The following is a 20,105-nucleotide window of genomic DNA, read 5'->3' on the forward strand; positions in this document are numbered from 1 at the left end:
ATCAAGAGTATATCGGAGGGGAAAAGCTATGGGAGTTGCAGTAAATGACCAACAGATCACATCTCACACAGACACACCTCATCAACCTCAACGTGAAATTCCGACTAAAAGACTGATCGGAGATTCCATGGGAATGTTTGGGCTGAACATTTCAAGCGGATTGCTGGGACTAATTACGTATTATTACACGGATGTTGTAGGTGTATCGGCAGCAATTGTAGGAACTGTTCTATTGGTTACCAAACTGCTTGATGCAGTTGCAGATGTGGGCATGGGCGTGCTCGTAGACCGGACTAAATCCAAGTATGGGCAAGCACGTCCGTGGCTACTCTGGATGAGCATTCCGATGTTTGTATCGTTGTTACTGTTATTTTCAGTTCCGGATATCAGCGTCACTGGTAAAATTGTATATGCCATTATAACAAATCTGGTATTTTACATTATGGTGTATACACCTACATTCATACCCTACTCAAGTTTGATGGCCCTGACTACACGCAACACCTATGAAAGATCTTTAATGGGTATTATCAGATCAAGTAGCGGTTATTTAGCAGGAATGGTTGTGGCGATTGCTTTTCTTCCTATTGTCAACGCTATGGGTGGTGGCAGAAGGGAATGGACTATATTAGCCGGGATTTTCGCATTCATGGCCGCGGCAGGAATACTCATCGCCTTTTTCTCCAACAGAGAGAAATATAACAATGTACAATTGGACGAGCTTGGCGTTTTTCAGGAGAAAATTTCACTAGTCCAAGGTTTGAAAATGTTGATCTCCAATAAATACTGGCTTTTGATGTTCACTGTTGGTACCTTTTCTCATATTTTGTTCGCATTAGGTGTCGCTGCAGGAACCTATTACGCCAAGTACATCTGGGGAGATGTGAATCTGGTTGCCATTATGGGAGGGATAGGTCTCATTCCGGTCGTGATCGGTTTTAGCTTGTCGGGACCCTTTATCAAAAAGTTTGGCAAACGTAACACAGCTCTTGGTGGTGTTATCATTGGTTTGATTGGAGCAACGGCTAGATTGATTGCACCCGAGAGTATTATGCTAGGACTTGTGTGTTCGGTATTCCAAACCCTGGGTACGATTCCTCTCATGGCAGTTGGAGGAGCACTCACCACGGATACGATTGAATATGGAGAATGGAAGTTCCATAAAAGAATGGTTGGGTTAACGAATAGTGTTAATGCCTTTGGCAACAAGGTGGGTACTGCTTTGGGAGCAGCCATGATTGGATGGTTTCTAGCCTTAGGTGGTTACGTGGAGCAGGCGAGCGAGCAAGGTGATGCAGTTAAACAAGCTATTATTGCTTTAAACATATATGTACCTATTGTTGTAATGGTCGTGATTGCAATCTGTCTGTTCTTCTACAAACTGGATAAAGAATTCCCTAAAGTCCTTAAAGATCTCGAAGAAAGAAGAACCGCTAAAATTTAAATTGAGAACGCTTCAATATACTATAAATGAAAATATAGGAGGATATATGAAGTTAACAACGGTTGAACTCACCAATTCGAACGTTAGTCTAACGGCTTATGTATTGGATTCTTCACAAGGAATGTCTATCATGGGCAATCGACCTGCTGTTCTCATTTTACCTGGTGGGGCATACAGAGCATGTTCAGAGCGGGAGGCAGAACCGATAGCGATGGCTTTTCTAGCGGAGGGGTACCAGGCTTTTACGTTACAATATTCGATTAATCAGAACGCTGTATTTCCGAAACCTTTGAATGATGCAGAAGAAGCACTGGAATTGATTCAGGAGAATAGTTCGAAGTGGGGGATTGATCCAGACAAAATAGCTGTATGTGGCTTCTCGGCTGGTGGACACTTAGCGGCAGCGTTAGGAACTATGGGAAAGATTAGGCCCAATGCCATGATTCTTGGTTATCCATGCATTGTGGAATCGATGAGCCGTATTTTCCCTGTACTGGTACCAGGCGTCGATAAGTCTGTAGATGCGTTAACACCGCCAACGTTCATATTTCACACGTACGAGGATCGATTGGTTCCAGTTAGTAACGCTTTGACTTTTGCAGAAGCTCTTAACCATGCAAATGTCCCGTTTGAGATGCATATCTTTACCAAAGGCGTACATGGCTTATCGCTCGCAAGACCTCATACTTCAGGAGGGTTACGCAGCATGGTCGAACCGGCTGTTGCGCAGTGGTTTCGTCTTTGTATAAGCTGGCTCCGAGGCATATTTGGTGAATTCGCCTCGGAGCGAGAGAGCGTTCAGGTTGATTCTGTTAATCAATACAGTTTGGATGTACAACTGGGTGTTTTGTGGAAAAATGAAGTCTGTAAACAGGTCATTTTAGCCGCAATACCTGTTCTTGGGGAATCGCCGAATCAAGAAGCAATGGAAGTTCCTCTCCGAGCTATTCTTGACTTTGGGGGTGATCTCTTATCAGAAGCAGCAGCAATCCAGTTGGATCATCAATTGCGGCTTGTTCCCGTTCCACCTCGATAATTTACCAAGTATTCAAATGATAATTGCAAATGTAGACAATAAATGATATCTTAATAATCAAAATGATAGTAATGCTATCATTTAATATTTTACACACATCATGTATCGGAGGATGAAGAATAATGGCCTACAATGAAAATATTAAAATCGGGGATTTACTGAATAATGAAGAGGCGGTAGCAATTCTAACTAAACATCTACCCGAGTTTATTAACGCTCCTACATTTAAGATGGCTTCCAATTTCACACTAAATCAGTTGGTAGCGGTTCCTCAAGTGGATATTCCTGAAGTTACATTGCTAGCTTTAAAGAATGATTTGGCTGGTATTTCAATTGTGTCAGGAGAAACTCCGAAAACCAAACCTGCGGTTGCTGCAAACAAACAATCTGATTCCCTGGCAGGTAAAGTCATTACAATTACAGGAGCAGGTAGTGGAATAGGAAGAGCAAGCGCCATTCTGATGGCAGCCAGAGGAGCCAAGCTGGTTCTGGTCGATTATAATACTGCAACAGGACAAGAGACACTGGAGCTGGTAAAGGAGCAAAATGGCGAAGCCATTTTTGTACAAGCCGATGTTTCCAAAGAAGATGATGTTCAAAATTATATCCAGCAAGCTGTTAATACGTACGGAAAAATTGATGTAGCTTTTAATAACGCCGGAATCATCCAACAGTTCCAAAGTTTCCATAGCATGAGCCTAGAAGACTTCAATCGAATCATCGATGTCAATCTGAAGGGCATATTCCTCGGAATGAAACATGCACTTCGAGTGATGGACGAACAAGGATACGGTCATGTCATTAATACTGCATCTACAACAGCCATTCGCGCTGAACACAGCTTGGCCGCTTATACAGCCAGCAAACACGGCGTTGCCGGTTTAACCAAGGCAGCTGCGCTTGAATACGTCAGAAAAGGTATCCGTGTTAACGCGATCTGTCCTGGTGGTGTAGCTACACCATTGACAGCGGCTGTTCCACAAATGCTGCAAGACAATGAATATATGCCAGAAGAATTCCCTAATATGAGAATTGGACGGTTTGCTGAACCAGAGGAACTCGCTCAAGTCGTTGCATTCCTGGCTTCGGATGGATCAAGTTATATGACAGGTTCCATTATCGTAGCCGATGGTGGTCTTACCCTTTAAGAATTTCTACATGGACACTAAATTAGAAATGATGAGGGGGATATACAATGAACGAATGAATCCTATCTCATTAACAAACAATAACCTTCAAAGAAAAGAGCAGATTAACTAATTTCTGCCCTTTTAAGAATTTAACATAAATGTTAATTGACGGAGCAAGTTGAGTGTTGATAGCATAGGTTTAATTTAAAACGAAAAGGCTATGATAGGTAAGGTATTAGGGATCTCACAGAGAGATGTCACGGGACAAGAACATTGTTCCATTCAAAGTCGCTATTTTAGCGGCTTTTTTATTTTATCGGTACAAGTTCGTGTCCCGAGCCAAGGACAAGAACTTGTACCGATTGCCGAAATGGACAAGAACATAGTCCGATTACCGATTAGATGATTATCTAAAATTAAGCATATGTAGTTAAAACCTCTGATCTGTATGACATCGGACCGTAGGAATTGATTAAAATGAAATTCTCCACAGTAAAAAAATGAGATAAGTGGCCTTGGTCCTGAGTTTCTTCGGACTAAGGCCCTTATTATATCTGTAAACGTCCGTTGATATAGAACTTGATTATGATTTTGGAAGTTCAGCTTGGAATTAGTCCGCTCTATTGGCTTCTTCGAGAGAACGAATGAGAAGACTATGATCGATCGGTGAAGACATGACAATCAAGATGGTGTAGGTTCCATATTTATCGCACTGATTGCTGAACTCCTCGAGCGTGCGTGTGGATTCTGTTACAACTTTTAATAAATAACTATGTTCTCCGCTTATGCGGTGGCACTCAGCAACATGGGGAGATGCATGGACATAATCAAGAAATGCCAAGCAGTCTCTAGTTTGAAAAAGCATATAGGCAGTCGCATGCTTCCCAATTTTTTCAGGAGAAATAACGGTGTGATATTCTTCGATGATTCCCTTCTCTTCCATTCTCTTAACTCGTTCCGTTACGGCAGGTTGGGATAACCCAACGCTTTTGCCTAGCTCAGTCATTGAAATCCTCGCCTGTTTTTGAAGATAGAAGAGTACTTGTTTATCTACATGATCCATTTGAATAAGCTCCTTTAAATTTAAGGTGTTTTTAAGAAAATAGCTTTTATTACTTAGCATAATTATAATATTTGATTTTATATGATATGTAAAATGGAAGATATAAATTATATAATAAGACACACGTAAATTATACATGAGAAGTCAGAGAGGATGGCAAGCAATGAGTAGATATGAAATAAATAAAGTAATTACAGAAGAGTTATATGTACGTGTTTATATTGGAGGGTACTTTCAATGACTATTTCCCATTCTAGCAAAAATATAATCGCATTGGCTGCGATATGTTTGTCCGCACTAATGTTTGGCCTCGAAATTTCCAGTGTGCCAGTAATTCTGCCTACCTTGGAAAAGGTACTGCATGGAAACCTCAAGGATATGCAATGGATTATGAACGCCTACACCATTGCCTGTGCGACGGTTCTGATGGCAGTGGGAACGCTGGCTGACCGTTATGGAAGGAGACGTATTTTTATTATTAGCCTCGTCTTGTTTGGTATTACATCTTTGATTTGTGGCTTGGCACAAAACACATCGGTTCTAATCATCAGTCGATTTCTTCAAGGTGTGGGTGCGGGTGCAATGCAGATTTGCCAGATTGCAATTCTTTCGCATCGGTTTCAGGAGGAGCGGGAGCGTAGCAAAGCCTTTGCAGTATGGGGGATCGTATTTGGTATCGGCCTTGGTTTTGGACCCATTATTGGGGGGATGATTGTGGCCGTATTAAACTGGCATTGGGTTTTCCTGATCCACGTCCCACTGACTATCCTCACATTGATCCTTGTTTTTGGCGGTGTGGATGAATCAAGCGATCCTCATGCGGAAAAACTAGATATTATTGGCATCGTCACGCTTTCGTTGACGGTTTTTGGTCTGGCATACTTTATCACTCAAGGAACCGAACATGGCTTTACTAGCGTAGTATCCATAGGCGTTCTTGTTGCAGCATCAATAAGCTTCATTATTTTTCTTTTTGCGGAAACGCTTAGCGCCCATCCGATGTTCGACTTTTCCGTATTCAAGATACGTAATTTTTCCGGTGCTCTTCTTGGCTCTATCGGCATGAATTTCAGTTTCTGGCCGTTCATGATCTATCTGCCGATTTATTTTCAGAGCGGTCTTGGTTATGGCATTGTAGCTGCTGGTCTGTCTCTCTTGGCTTATGCTCTGCCAACCTTGGTGATCCCTCCCTTGGCAGAGCGCCTTTCGCTCCGTTATCAGCCGCGTATAGTTATTCCATCGGGCTTGTTCATCATCGGTACGGGCTTCATTTTAATGAAATATGGTAGTGGAGGAGATAACGCCAACTGGCTAACCATGCTTCCAGGTTCTCTGCTGGCTGGTATCGGGCTGGGATTGACGAACACGCCTGTAACCAACACGACGACTGGCTCGGTTTCGATTACACGTGCAGGCATGGCTTCGGGTATAGACATGAGTGCCAGATTGATCAGTCTAGCTATTAACATCGCTGTTATGGGATTCATTTTGCAGAATGGTATTTTGTCTTATTTGAAGGGAGCACTTCATGGGATTTTCAATACAACGAAATTGCGGACTTTAGCTGAGAAAATAGCGGCCGGAAATTTTACATCTCTCAAGCAGAGTTTTCCAGAACTGTCCTCTCTAGATACGTCAGGAGCCTTGGTCCATAAGGCTCTTGTGCACGGCTTTGGCTTGGTAATGCTCTATGGTGGCATTGGTGTGTGGGTTTTGGCTGCGATTAGTTTCATGATTTTCAGATCCAAGAAAACAGGTAAAGTGTGAAGGGCATCGCTCCCACAAGTGGTTACCTCTCGTATGTACAAATAGGGAATTACCAAGATAGAATTTGCCTTTTTGCGGTCAAAGGGCCTCCTATGTGCCTTTTAAAAAGGAGGCAGATGTTATTCCAGCAGCTTTAGGCAATCGAATCTTTTTTAATTATGATGAATGTGATATTTGTAATGAACTTCATTTTAGCCTTCATGAAAACGAGTTAGCTAATTACCTAATGATGGACAGAATACTTATTAGAGCTCGAAAAAGGAGTTACAGGGTCTAACAAGGAGGGTAATCGTACGTAGAAGGTAGACGTCAGCAGTGGGCAAGAGCAAATAACAACATATACGCATAATAACGCCAATCAGTTGACATCTGTCAATGGAAAAGGACGATGGCAAACAAACGTATATTTATGATGCCTGAATCAATTAGTTGAAGTGAAAGACCAATCTGGTCAGAGAATACAGCAATACTGTCGAGAGGCAAGAACATGTTCCCATTGAAGTCGCTATGTTAGCGGCTTTTTTATATTATCGGTACAAATTCGTGTCCCGAGCCAAGGACAAGAACTTGTACCGATTGCCGAAATGGACAAGAACATAGTCCGATTACCGATTAGATGGATGTATAAATGAAAAGCCATGTAATTAAAACCTCAATAAGTAGCATTATGCAGGACAGATTTCGCATTTCAATTAAATGAAGATCTGAGTAGAAGTGTTGTGTCCTTTTGGGTGACTGAAACACTGAATGCTGTTTTTAGTCAAAGAAACCAGCTTTAATGCTCGGAAGTACTTCAATTAAAACTGTGATCTCATTTGAATTAGATAAAACAAACTTGTAAAAGCACTTTAGCAAAGAAAAGGGGGAGGAAACTGGATGTGATTTTGGATCAAAGGAGGGGAAACATATGCAGATATCGTACTTAGTGCTGATTTTGTAATTGTTAGGGACAAGAACTTGTACCGATTACCGTAATGGATAAGAGCAAGTTAGCGTTCCTCTTCCGCAATGGCTCGAAAGCATCGCTTGTTGAAGAGGAAAGGGAACTCAAGTTTGTAAAGCAAGATATAAGTTGCTGAATATATTGAAATGCTCGGGACTAAAATGGATTATATTCAAATTTTGATGTATGAAGCATCCTCCTTAATGACTTAAAATAGTTATCCACCTTGTAACCACCGCCCTATATGGGTGGAGTTTTGCTTCATGGATATACGTAGCTTCATGGTGACCGGACCACTGAAGAAGAGCATCACATAGGCTCAGTGTGAAGTCATGAACAGGGCTACCCTCTTCCATTAGTATCAGGTCAGATTCTGTTAAAAGCGTCTCTGGAGATGCGACTGCTATCATAAAGGTATAGGTTATGTGAGTTCTAATGAAATTATTCTGACTTTTGGACGACCCCGGTCAATTGTTGAACGATATCACTCACGGATCTGGAGCGGGCCATTCACACAAGAAGAAATTTTGATGAATATGACCTCGAAATAAATACAAAAGAGATGAATCCAACAGTATTTGCCGAAAAGATATTAAGTTTTATTAAGTCCAATAAGGAGTACTCGTATTTAAGAAATTACGCAAAAGAAATGTTAGTGTTTTCTAGATGGCGTATCCATCAGACAACGTCGCAATTCTTCACAAAATATCAACTTGAAATATCTAAGTCACAATAAAGGAGCCAACTAGATCCTTTTTTTGTGTTATTAGTTTACTCCCCTAAATCCCCCTTGTTGCTTTACTCTTGAGGATCATTTTTTTTGATAAGTCCATCTCTATTGAATTTTTAGTCCTCGATTCTTATTCATAGTGCTCAATTTTTCTTCTAATTGATCCCTCATATTACTGGGAACCCAGTAATAATTTACAACTAGTTTTTTACGTAAATTAGTATATATTTATTTAGCTGTGTATTTTTGTGTTAAGGAGGAAAAATTAGAGAATAAATTTAGTCATGCATCTTAGAAAAAACGCGAGGGGAATATCACATGAGTTTATTTGAAGGAAAGAAAAAAAAGTATTACCGAGGATTATCGCTTTTTCTGGCAATCACAATTGCCGTTCAAACAATTCCAACGGAAGCGCTGAAGGCAAATGCAGCAAGTTCTGTTCCAGCTACTCTATCAAAAAAAATCACCACATCTAGAGTTGAACTGGAGGATCGTCGGACCCAGGATTCGGAGACATTTCTGAATTCAAACGGAACATTGACAACACAAATATATCAAGAGCCCATTCATTATAAAAGTAACAACAATAAATGGAGTAGATTTGATAATAATTTGATTGTGGATACTAACAATAACGTCATAAAAAATAAATCAAACGATTTTGAAGTAAAGTTTCAAAAGCGCAATTTAGACAAAAATCTAGTTACCATTGGTATGGATGGTTTATCCATTGTGATGGACCCCGCATCACAATCTGACAATCTAGACTCTGGATTTGTTAAAAATTCCCATGAAGGTGCTGCTTCTTACAAGAATAATAAGTTAAGTTTCAATAACTTGTATGACAACACCAATATAAATTACACAGTTGAGGACCGCAAATTAAAGGAAGATATTGTTCTGGATAAGGCACCTTCCGCTTCCTCGCCAGTAAAGTTCACATATAAATTCAAAATAAAAGGTTTGGGTATGGAACAAGATAGTACCGGGAAAATCTATTTTGTTGATAAGAAAAGCCACTTAAAAGTCTTTTATATTGAACAACCGTTTATGTATGATTCCTATATTCCAGAAGGGTACAAGAAGATAGAACAATCTGATGATATTCCTGAGGAAGCACGTTCCTATGACGTGAATATGAAATTGGTTAAACGAGGCTCTACATATTTTGTTGACATCATTCCTGACCGAGCCTGGCTTGAAAATCCTAAGAGGGTCTATCCCGTAACGATTGATCCTACAATTATCCGGTTTCAGCCAAATGCAGCCGACGGGAATGACACCAACATCCGCAGTTATTTCCCAACACAAACCGGTGGAACCGAAACCTCATTAGGCGTTGGATTATACAAAGACTCCACGCAAAACAATGTCATTCGATCTTTATTAAAGTTTAATGTTTCATCGATTCCAGTGGGTGCAAATATCTTAAGCGCCGATGTGAATTTATGGCTTTCCAGCGTGGCTAATGACACTAATGTTGAAATTGGTGCATACGAACTAAGCAAGTCCTGGTTAGAGGAAAGCACAAATTGGAACACCACAAATGGAACAACAGCTTGGACTAATAAGGGGGGCGACTACAAAAGCACTTTATTAGATTCAAATCAAGTTAGTTATCTAACTGATCTTGGGGTTAATTATAAATGGGATGTCACAAATCAAATTGATAAATGGAGAAGTGCAAACTACGGAATTTTGTTGAAAAGTTTATCTGAATCTACAAACTCGTATAAAAAGTTTATTTCGAGCGATTCTACATTGAATGCAACGAATCGCCCAATGCTGTCTGTTACGTATTTTAACGGGAGTCGTCTTGGGCTTGAAAAGTATTGGACATACGATAGCCATGACTTGGTCGGTGGTCGAAGCTATACGAATATGACTACAGGTAACAATGTTATCCAATATAATGACCTAAGCCTAAAAGGCCGTGGTGGTATGGGAGTTGACTTTACAAGAACCTATAATTCGAAAGCATTAGAAGATTCCCCACTCGGATATGGTTGGTCTTATTCGGGCAGCGAAGCTATTATGGAGCGTTATGACCGGAGTAAATTGGTCTATAAAGATTCTGACGGTACCTATCATGAATTCACCTATAATTCAACTTCCGATAGTTACCAATCTCCGCCGGGAACTTATTTAAAAATCACACGAACCACCGAATCATACGGAGCCGTTAATGGTTATGACTTAACTTATAAAGATGGTACAAAATTGCATTTTGATGCAAATGGTGATAGTTATACAGAAGTGTATACCGGAAAGTTGTTGTATGAACAAGATCTCCATGGAAATAAAATATCATATGGATATAACAGCTCAAACCAACTTACTTCTATAACAGATCCTAGCAATCGGGTCACTACGATGAATTACAATGTATCAGGGAAAATTTCTAATATCACAGATTTCGTTGGTCGTAAAATTAACTACGGGTATGATACCGCTGGCAATCTGGCAAATGTTGATGCTTATTTAGATGCAACCAATTATCGAATAACCAAGTTTTCCTACGATTCGAGCCATCACTTAACGACAGTCACAGATCCAAGTGGACGGAAAACGTCATTTACGTACAATAATGAATTATTGCAGAAGGTACAAGAACCTTTTGGTGAGGGAGCAAATGCTGATTTAGCAAGTCGACCTGGAACCACATATTCATATGATTTACCGAATTTTGTGTCAACAGCTACGGATCGGAATGGAAATACAACGACATATAATTCGAATTCGAATTATGTGGTAACCCAAATAACCGACTCGTTATCAAGGGTCACCCGCTTTGCTTTGGATGATAATTATAACAAGCTGGTAATTACTGATCCGAAAGGTAATGATACCATTAACACGTATGACCTCAATGGTAACATTACAAGTACAATGGATCCAGAACAACATAAGGAAATCTCGACATATGATAGTTATAGTAACCGCACGAGTTATACGGATGCCATAAATCAAAAGACGACCTATGAATTCAATATATTTGGTGATTTTCTTAAAGTTACAAATCCATTATTGCAAAGCACGAGTTATACCTATGACTCGTATGGAAATAGAACGTCTTCAACGGATGCTGATGATAATAAAACAGTCTACAAATATGATTCACAAGGGATCAATCAAGTTATTAGTGAAGATGCAGCGAATCAATTCACCACGATGGAATATAACGGTGCAGACCAATTGGTAAAAGTAACGGAGCCAAATGGACATGTCTCAAATTATCAGTATAATTGGCTTGATGAACTCGAGAATCTAGATGAAAGAATTTCAGCCAGTGCTTCCACGCCCGAAATGGTTTATGATCCTACGTATGATTCGAATGGAAATATTATATCGATAAAAGACACTGTACTAGGTGCTAGCCAAACAACCAACTACGATCATACAGCGACAAATGATGTTAAAAGTCAGGTAGTACAAAGTTCACCTCAAGTTGCTTATCAATATGACAACAATCAAAATTTGATTGCCTGGAACCCACAGAATGGATGGGGGCAAGGAATGTCTTTCTCTTATGATAAAGCAAATCAACTTAAACAAGTCAAGGATTCTAACCAAAAAACTATAGAAGATCTTAGTTATGATCCGAATGGCAATGTCACTTCAGTCCAACGGACAGATGCCGATGGTGTAGTCCAATCTCTAACGTATGATAATACGAATAGACTCAAGAATGTTGATTACAAAAAAGGGACAACATTATTATGGGGATACTCTTATGATCTTGATTCGAATGGACGAATCAAAACCGTAACAAATAACCTATCATCCTCATCTAGTTACGAATTTGATGAGACTGGTCGTTTGAAAAATTATACGGATAATACAGGGACAACGAGTTATTCTTATGACAACACCAGTAATCGTTTAACGATGACAAATGCTACTGGAGTTACCAAATACACGTATAATAATTTGAACCAATTAACGAATGTAAATGGACCCAATGGTACTCTGAACTACTCGTATAACGAAAAAGGCCAACTCACTGAACAAGGTAGTATTCATATTGAATGGAATACGGATGACAAGCTGTCCAAAGAAACACAACCAGACGGTAGCTCCGTTGAGTTCCGCTATAATGCTAAGGGGCAACGGACTGAGAAAATAGTAAAAAGCAGTACTGGTTCTATCCTTAATGACTACAAATACCAGTATGAAGATAGTACAGGAAATCTTATTGTAGAAAACAATATTACAACAGGATTAAATGTATCATATTCGTATGATGTTTTGGGTAAGCGGGTAAGTCAAACACAGAATGGAAAAACGTATTATTATAATTATGATGGACACGGAAATGTAGTAGGATTAACCGATATTAATGGTAATATCGTTTCCAGCTATTCATATGACCCTTGGGGTAATTTAACTAGTAAGACAGGAACTTTATATAATCCATTCACTTATAGTGGTTATTACTTCGATGAAGAAACGGATATGTTTTACCTATTCAACCGATATTACGACCCACAAGATGGTCGTTTTATTAGCCAAGATAATGTTGAGCCAATCGATTCAAATTTGTACATTTATGCTGCCAATGATCCAATTAACAGTGTTGATCCTAATGGAGATTTTGCATGGGCACTTGGTGTGTATGCGATACCAGGTGTGGGTGAAGTCGCTTTGGGCGTAACTGCAGCAGTAGGACTTGGTATAGCGGCAGGATATGGAATTAAAAAAGGATATCAGTATTTCGCAAATAGAGACAAAATGGCTAAGAACGATAGAATGAGAGGGAGCGAGGCGAAAAAAAGAGAAAAGAAACAAATAAATGATAAATTTGGTTCAAGGTCTCAAAGGGAAAAAAGTACAAAAGAATTACACCGAGATAAAAGAGATCAAAGAAATGATAACAATAGAAGTTGGAATGATTTGGACATGTATAGATAATTAATTATCAATTGATCTTAGTATTTTTGACCTCAACAACTTATTTGTTGGGGTCAATATTATAAAAAGGAGATGCAAAAAAATGACTTTTTTTGAACAAGGGGAAGAGTACTATGCAGAAGGTAATTATGATGCAGCATTAGTTTACTTTAAAAAAGCTCTCAATGATAATATAGATACCCAAGATACACTGAATTACATGGGAAGATGTCTTACAGAGTTAAAAGAATATAATGCCGCAATTGAAGTTTACGACAGGGCAATTAGACTATTCCCTACATGGGAAAGATTATACTTTAATAAAGGTTATGTCTATTTACAATTAGGCAATATTGAAGATGCATTAATTTTTTGTAAACGTGCAGTAATGATAAACTCAAATTCTGAAGATGCTCTGTATTATCTTGCCCTTTGTTATCAAAAAAAGGAGGAATTTAAGAAAGCAATAGAATACTATCAAAAATCATTAGCACTTAATACTAATCAAGAAGAGGCCCATATTAACCTAGGATTAATTTTTCATGAATTGGGCAATAATCAAGAAGCGCTCGAAGAATTTCATTGGGCTTTACAGATAGATCCATCATCAACTAATGCAATGTATAACAAAGCATTAGTGTTAAAGCATATGGGAAAAAAAGAGGAAGCTATTATCTATTTTAAAAAGATCCTAATATCAGAACCTGAAGATTACGATGTAAGGTTACAAATCGCAAAAATTTATCTTGAAGAAAATCAATTTGAATTAACAGCATATTATTTAGATTCAATATTAAGTTTTGATCCAAATAATACTGTTGCGCTTTATTTCAAAGGTAAGTTGCTTGAGAGGCAAGGCAATTATGAGACCTCAATTAAACTATTAGAACATGCCTCATCATTAGACCCGATTGATATAGATATTTTGTTACTATTAGCTCAAATTTATAGTTTGATCCATTTAATAGAAAAAGAAAGAGCTTGTTACATCCGCATCTTAAAAATTGACCCTGAAAATATAATTGCAAAAAATAAATTGGCATAAAGTATTGAAACAATGAAAGAAACTGAATGAGTACGAATGACATCATAAAGTTACCTACCAATATCCAAATTTGCTCCGTTAATTAAAGACAAAGGGCAATGCGTATTCTGTGAATCGACGTCAAAAACCGCAAAATTTAAAGGTCACGAAGTATGCAAGGTATTGAAACAACTTTGTTTCAATGCCGATTAGGTATGTAACTTCAACACATTCTATGATTGAGATCGGGGCTGCTAGGCTAAAAGCAGCTCAATTCTTGTTCAACATCTTTCTCTTCAATTAAGTATGGGATAACGGTATACTGACACCAAAACACAACACAACTGTCGAAGGACAAGAACATGTTCCCATTGAAGTCGCTATTTTAGCGGCTTTTTTATTTTATAGGTACAAGTTCTTGTCCCGAGCCAAGGACAAGAACTTGTACCTATTGCCGGAATGGACAAGAACATAGTCCGATTACCGATTAGATGTACATCTAAATATTGACCACATGCACTTAAAGCTTGTCAAGTACCACACAATGTTATGTGACAACTGATAAGATGAGCGGTTAAACACGGTTTCTAAGATTGAAAAGGACAAATATCGGACTGAAAATACCTGCTGAGGACAAGAACAAGTTCCGATTGCCGATTATGCGTGTTTGAGATATGGAGGGACAAGAACTTGTTTATTTTATTGATAAACCCGCCCTAGAGAAATCAAAATGAAGATGAGTCGTTGAGTCTCAGGTAACTCAGTATCCCCGATTTGGAGTCCAAAAAGTTGCTTGAAAGATATATAGATGAGGCTTCCTTTAAACTAGAGGATTGGGTACTTAGGAAAATAAAGCTAGCTTGGCGATCCGCTTGAATATTTTGCTGATGAATCAGGCCAGATTTTAAGGAAATATAGGACAGCTGAATGTATGTTTTATTCCTCTACCGAGGGGCTTATTAACGCTAAAGATTAATTCATTTGCAGTTTTTGAATAAATGGGGATTTTGGGGTGTGTTTGCACACCCTTGTTCCTTTTTGGCACGCCTAGTTGGTGCCAAGCCACTGCGATGGATCGGTGAATGCTCCTATGGACTTTATCTCTGACATTACCCGTGATCGTCCTGACAAGTCCGGCCGTTGATACATGGGGATTCCACTCGTTGGTCCGGAAGAGGAACGGGTATCCAAATTAGTGTTTTTCGTATGTTCCTATAAGCATACTTTTCGAGACAATTAGAGTAAATGCACGATCCTGATAAGGGGATTATCAGTAAATTTTTTTCAAAAAAAATAATAAATTACAAAATTCCCCTTACTTTGACATTAAACACACTGTAGTATATGAAATGTAAAAATAAATAAAAATATAGGAAGGAGGAACAAAAGTTTACTTTTAGTATTCAAATAATTTCGAGAGGATGGAAGTCTATGAAAAGAAGTAAGCCAATTAAATTTATTCTTGCCATTACATTAATAATTTCTTTATTTTCCAGTGTAACAAGTGCAGCAAGTGCAGATTCTGCAGTATCCACATCAGAATTGGATCAGTATCTAATAAATGCCGGTTATCCTCAAGAACTTATCGATGCTTATGAAGAAGAGCAAAAAATGGAACTTTATGCTGCACAAGCGACATATATTTCCCATAAGGTTACTTATGATACTTTAATGGACAATGATTCATCTAATGAAGATTCAATAACACCTATGAGTCTCTCTAATTTTTCTCATATAACATCTTTTAGTCGTATACCATCAACTACTCCTGGAACTGCCAAAATTGCAGTTAATTATAACTGGGATTGGAACTACGACCCTATTTTCACTTCTTCAGATCAATATGGTATTGCATGGACTGATGACTGGAACCTAGTATCTGGTTCTTCAAAGTATAATTATAAAGCATTTGGGTATTATCACAGTGCTAGTGGCTCCACCCTTTACGCTGAAACTGCGGGCGTTCAACAAAGCGGCCAATTAAAAGCCCCACCAGGAGCTGGTATAGGTTATGAGGTAAACCTAATCAGTGAATTCTCAAAAAATGGAGCCAGATATATAGTCAATCGCCATAAGGGTTGGTCGGGTTTCCAACTGTATAGAGAGCATGATAAATCAGGAAGATTAGAAGTAACTGCATTTGAAGCTAAGTATTTTCATAAAGAGTGGAATTTGACTGGAGAAGTGAATGTTGCCAAAACGCCAGCAGTTACTTTTAGTACAACAGCTGGAGTATCTGAATCCAATGCAGACACTCAAACACTAAACTGGTATCACAAAGATATGTAATCTAAAATATCAGGTATAGATATGATATAATCATGTCTATACCTGATTTCACCAGAGAGTGAGTTGTGATAAATGATTGATATTATGGCTTATTTTATTTTTACAGTTGTTCCATTCTTATCATTTATTAGTATCTACTTGTTTTTAAAATTATTATCAGATGGAAATCGACAAACTAAAACATCGCATCGAGTTATAATAAGCCTTGGTTTCACTTTGAATATTTGGATAGTTTGTTTATTACTATTATTTAAATTGTAGAGATTTGTTGAAAACACTTAAAAACAATAGGGTTTAGCCGATTTCGGAATGCCGCAGTCAAAATAATGACATTCACATGCTAGTCCTTCTAAAAATTGATCAAAAATAGCTTGAGTTACGGTAACCCCCCTCATGGTAGACAATGAAAAAGAGACATCTATTAAGATGGACTTACATGTTGTCTGCTGGAGGGGATTTTTTCATGGGAATATCAGGTCGTACAAACAAGAGTTGACGATTTTACACTTGCCCGTGATTTTCATACAATGAAAGTACAAATTTATATACAAATTAAGCGAGGAAGCACCTCGTACATTCAGAATTTATAGATCGTGTGGCTTCCGGCTGCAAAGATGGACGAGTCCGAGACTAAATGGAAGATATGTGAAGCAAGCACAAATCTAAATATCCAAAAACCCAAAACAGCGCAATTAGCAGATCATGGAAGTATTATAAATTTATCCTCAGCATTAGCTCTCATTACTGCAAAAGGAAGCAGTGTATATGGAGCTATGAAAGGCGCTTTAGAGATATTAACTAAATACTGGGCTATAGAATTAGGAAATCGCAAAATTATAGTAAATACTGTAGCACCAGGGCCTACGGCTACTGATTTCGGCGGACGGATCTTGAAAACCGATGAAGGTATTAGAGATTATCTATCGGAGTAAACTGCTCTAGGAGAAGTAGGCGACCCTAATAATATCGGTAATACCAAACGAGAAGAAATTGAATGATTTCATTTTGAGTTCTATGAGCTGTACATGGAATTAACAAAAGAGAAGTAAATATGGGACGGGTCCCAAATATCAGGCTGCGTCTAACAAAAACAACGTTCTATTACGCGAATTAAGATGAGGAACCTCAATGGATTAACGAGCCGCCGAAGCATAAATACGGTGATTTTCTCCCGTGAAGATCCGCGATTCATATGTTTACTGACTGGACGACCCTTAAAAAATTGAGCAGTATAAAAAGGCATTAGATATCTTAAATAAACCAAAGTAATAACTAAGCACCTTTTAACAAGAGCTTTAAACGTATAGGAATAAAATTGATTGCTGTTAAAATACAAGATAATTTGATGAATTAAAGGAAATACTTCCTTGTTAGTAGAAATATTAATTAAACAGAGTAATGGAGGTAATTAAAAAATGGAAAGTCTTAAGGTCGAGATACACAATTGCTATGGGATAAATAAGCTAGCCCATGATTTTGATTTTAGTACTAATTCGGCTTATGTAATTTATGCCCCAAATGGTGTGATGAAATCATCTTTCGCTAATGTTTTTGATGATTACAGTAAGGATAGGATTTCAACTGATTTAGTTTATAAAACTCGTGTTTCACAGCGTAAAATTACTGATGCTTCAGGGAATGAAATCAATAAAGAGTCTGTTTTTGTAATAAGACCATATGAAAAAGAATTCAAAACTAACCGTGTCTCAAATCTACTGGTGAATCAAGATCTAAAAACGAAATATGTGGAACTTCACGAAAAAATAAACGACTTAAAAACATCACTCATGAAAGAGTTGAAGAAAGTAACAAAAATTAACAAAGTAGAAGAAGAAATTCTCAGTGTTTTTGCAACACAAAATTCAAATATAATAGAAATCATCCATAGTCTTGAAAATGTTGTTTTGGGTGAGAATTTAGTTGAAAAGTACTCAAATATATCGTATAAAATTGTATTCGACCCGAAAGTTATCCAGTTTCTTGCCACTGGAGATTTTAAGTATCAAATAAAGAAATACATAGAGAAATATAATGACTTAATAAAAAACTCAATGTTCTTGCGGAAAGAATTTAATCACTATCATGCAGACACTGTTCAACAAAATTTGGCGAATAATGGTTTTTTCAAAGCTGAGCATACTATAAATATAAACATGAATGGTTCCAAACAAGAAATAGGCTCATCGGCTGAGCTGGAAAAGTTGATTAATGAAGAAAAATTTAAAATACTATCCGATACTGAACTCCAAAAAATATTTGAAGACATTGATAAGAAAATATCAAACGCTCAATTAAGGGAGTTTAGAGATTACTTATTTGAAAATCAAGAATTGTTAGTTGAATTGGAGAACATCCTTAATTTGAAAAGATCTGTTTGGATATCCTATTTCCAAAAATGTTCTGTACTATTTCTAAATCTAACTAAAGAATACAAAGAGTCACAAGATGAATTGAAAAGAATTATCGAGCAAGCGAATAGAGAAAAAACAGAATGGGAAAACGTAATTGACATTTTTAACCGAAGGTTCCATGTACCATACACTCTAAAAATGAGTAATAAAGCAGATAGCATCCTAAAAGATGAAGCACCAAGCATTGAATATATCTTTAATGATCAAACTGGACTTTCCGAAAGCGTTAGTGAAGACTTACTACTATCAGTGTTAAGTCAAGGTGAGACAAGAGCATTGTACTTATTAAACATTATATTTGAATTAGAATGTCGGAGAATACAGAATTTAAAAACATTACTCATAGTTGACGATATCGCAGATTCTTTTGATTACAAGAACAAATATGCAATTATAGAATATCTAAAAGAGTTAACTGATTCAGATAATTTCAATATCATAATATTAACTCATAACTTTGATTTTTACAGAACAGTACAGGATAGAATAAACACTAATAAGTTTACTCACTCTTGTATGGCTGTCAAAAAGATTGATTCAATTGATCTAATAAATCCAGGATATAAATATATAAGCAATCCATTTGCTAACTGGAAGAGGGATTTAAATACCAACAATGCTAAGTTAATAGCGTCGATCTCTTTCGCAAGAAACATAGCAGAACATGTAGGAGATACAAATAATTTCAATGTTTTAACCTCAATGTTGCATTGGAAAAATAATTCTCTACACCTTCGATTAAGAGATATCGAAAATTCTTATAAAGAAATTTTTAAAGATATGAGCACACTTGAAATAGTTGATTCTGATAAACTTTTTTTTGATTTAATTTTTGAGGTTGCTGAAGAGATCTATGCTGAACAAGATGAGGTAGGCTTAAATTTGGAGAATAAAGTTGTTTTATCGATTGCAACAAGAATTAATGCAGAACGCTACATGATTCAACGAATTAGTAATCCTACCTTTGTTTCAGAAATTAGAAGTAATCAGACAGGTAAATTGTTTGGAAAATTTAAAAATGATTTTCCAAGTGAGATAGAGCAAATAAAAATACTTGAAAAGGTAAACTTAATGACTCCTGAGAATATACACTTAAACTCATTTATGTTTGAACCAATACTTGACTTATCTGAACACCACCTTAAAGATCTTTATGCAAGTGTGAAGGCTTTGATATATGCAGAGGAACTAGGATCACAGTATGTTGCGGCATCAGGAGAAGATAAACCTGCTTAAAATTAATACTAAATTATTGTATTTAGAATTTTCACATTTCGCTTTAACCAAAAAAAACGGAGGAGCCACAGCTTAAAAAAAGAATAAAATTTAAGAGAAACTAGGTATGAGGAACCTGTATACTTAGTTTCTCTTTTTTTAT

10 protein-coding genes are annotated in these 20,105 nt (G+C 37.4%); 9 read left to right on the forward strand and 1 reads right to left on the reverse strand.

Going from position 1 to position 20,105, the window contains the following annotated elements:
* The first annotated feature begins 28 nt into the window (after nucleotides 1-28).
* The 3 genes from A6049_RS06300 (at nucleotide 29) to A6049_RS06310 (ending at nucleotide 3,628) form a co-directional block, all read left to right on the forward strand.
* Nucleotides 29-1,444 (forward strand): MFS transporter, encoded by a 1,416-nt coding sequence (locus tag A6049_RS06300; protein WP_161490558.1) that lies wholly within the window; start codon nucleotides 29-31, stop codon nucleotides 1,442-1,444.
* A 46-nt stretch (nucleotides 1,445-1,490) separates the two neighbouring features.
* A complete protein-coding gene (locus A6049_RS06305; protein WP_063563814.1) occupies nucleotides 1,491-2,480 on the forward strand; it encodes an alpha/beta hydrolase in 990 nt (329 codons plus the stop codon).
* Between the two features lie 395 nt (nucleotides 2,481-2,875).
* The gene (locus A6049_RS06310) at nucleotides 2,876-3,628 is read left to right on the forward strand and encodes an SDR family NAD(P)-dependent oxidoreductase (protein ID WP_063563971.1); all 753 of its coding nucleotides are present in this window, start codon (nucleotides 2,876-2,878) and stop codon (nucleotides 3,626-3,628) included.
* A 592-nt stretch (nucleotides 3,629-4,220) separates the two neighbouring features.
* On the opposite strand, the gene A6049_RS06315 is transcribed toward A6049_RS06310, so the two are convergent.
* Entirely contained in the window at nucleotides 4,221-4,673 is a 453-nt protein-coding gene (locus A6049_RS06315) for an Lrp/AsnC family transcriptional regulator (RefSeq protein WP_063563815.1), read from the reverse strand.
* 237 nt (nucleotides 4,674-4,910) lie between these two features.
* Between A6049_RS06315 and A6049_RS06320 the strand changes: the two genes are divergently transcribed.
* The 6 genes from A6049_RS06320 to A6049_RS06345 all read left to right on the forward strand — a co-directional run bounded on the left by A6049_RS06320 (nucleotide 4,911) and on the right by A6049_RS06345 (nucleotide 19,963).
* A complete protein-coding gene (locus tag A6049_RS06320; RefSeq protein WP_063563816.1) occupies nucleotides 4,911-6,440 on the forward strand; it encodes an MFS transporter in 1,530 nt (509 codons plus the stop codon).
* A gap of 1,991 nt (nucleotides 6,441-8,431) precedes the next feature.
* Nucleotides 8,432-13,024 carry a DNRLRE domain-containing protein gene (locus A6049_RS06325; RefSeq protein ID WP_063563817.1) on the forward strand — a complete coding sequence of 1,531 codons (4,593 nt, stop codon included), beginning with the start codon at nucleotides 8,432-8,434 and terminating at the stop codon, nucleotides 13,022-13,024.
* A gap of 82 nt (nucleotides 13,025-13,106) precedes the next feature.
* Nucleotides 13,107-14,048, forward strand: a complete 942-nt coding sequence (locus A6049_RS06330; RefSeq protein ID WP_063563818.1) for a tetratricopeptide repeat protein — start codon at nucleotides 13,107-13,109, stop codon at nucleotides 14,046-14,048.
* A gap of 1,410 nt (nucleotides 14,049-15,458) precedes the next feature.
* Nucleotides 15,459-16,316, forward strand: a complete 858-nt coding sequence (locus A6049_RS06335; RefSeq protein WP_063563819.1) for a hypothetical protein — start codon at nucleotides 15,459-15,461, stop codon at nucleotides 16,314-16,316.
* Nucleotides 16,317-16,930: 614 nt separating this feature from the next.
* Nucleotides 16,931-17,248: an SDR family oxidoreductase gene (locus A6049_RS06340; protein WP_145921905.1), complete on the forward strand. Its 318-nt coding sequence runs from the start codon at nucleotides 16,931-16,933 to the stop codon at nucleotides 17,246-17,248.
* Between the two features lie 483 nt (nucleotides 17,249-17,731).
* Complete coding sequence (locus tag A6049_RS06345; protein WP_063563821.1) at nucleotides 17,732-19,963, forward strand: ATP-binding protein; 2,232 nt, start codon at nucleotides 17,732-17,734, stop codon at nucleotides 19,961-19,963.
* Nucleotides 19,964-20,105: the final 142 nt, after the last annotated feature.

The organism is Paenibacillus sp. O199, assembly GCF_001636635.1.
Classification (GTDB): domain Bacteria; phylum Bacillota; class Bacilli; order Paenibacillales; family Paenibacillaceae; genus Paenibacillus; species Paenibacillus marchantiae.

Coding starts and splice junctions, on each gene's coding strand:
- A6049_RS06300 (WP_161490558.1), top strand. CDS start 29: ATGGGAGTTGCAGTAAATGACCAACAGATCACATCTCACACAGACACA.
- A6049_RS06305 (WP_063563814.1), top strand. CDS start 1,491: ATGAAGTTAACAACGGTTGAACTCACCAATTCGAACGTTAGTCTAACG.
- A6049_RS06315 (WP_063563815.1), bottom strand. CDS start 4,673: ATGGATCATGTAGATAAACAAGTACTCTTCTATCTTCAAAAACAGGCG.
- A6049_RS06320 (WP_063563816.1), top strand. CDS start 4,911: ATGACTATTTCCCATTCTAGCAAAAATATAATCGCATTGGCTGCGATA.
- A6049_RS06325 (WP_063563817.1), top strand. CDS start 8,432: ATGAGTTTATTTGAAGGAAAGAAAAAAAAGTATTACCGAGGATTATCG.
- A6049_RS06330 (WP_063563818.1), top strand. CDS start 13,107: ATGACTTTTTTTGAACAAGGGGAAGAGTACTATGCAGAAGGTAATTAT.
- A6049_RS06335 (WP_063563819.1), top strand. CDS start 15,459: ATGAAAAGAAGTAAGCCAATTAAATTTATTCTTGCCATTACATTAATA.
- A6049_RS06340 (WP_145921905.1), top strand. CDS start 16,931: ATGGACGAGTCCGAGACTAAATGGAAGATATGTGAAGCAAGCACAAAT.
- A6049_RS06345 (WP_063563821.1), top strand. CDS start 17,732: ATGGAAAGTCTTAAGGTCGAGATACACAATTGCTATGGGATAAATAAG.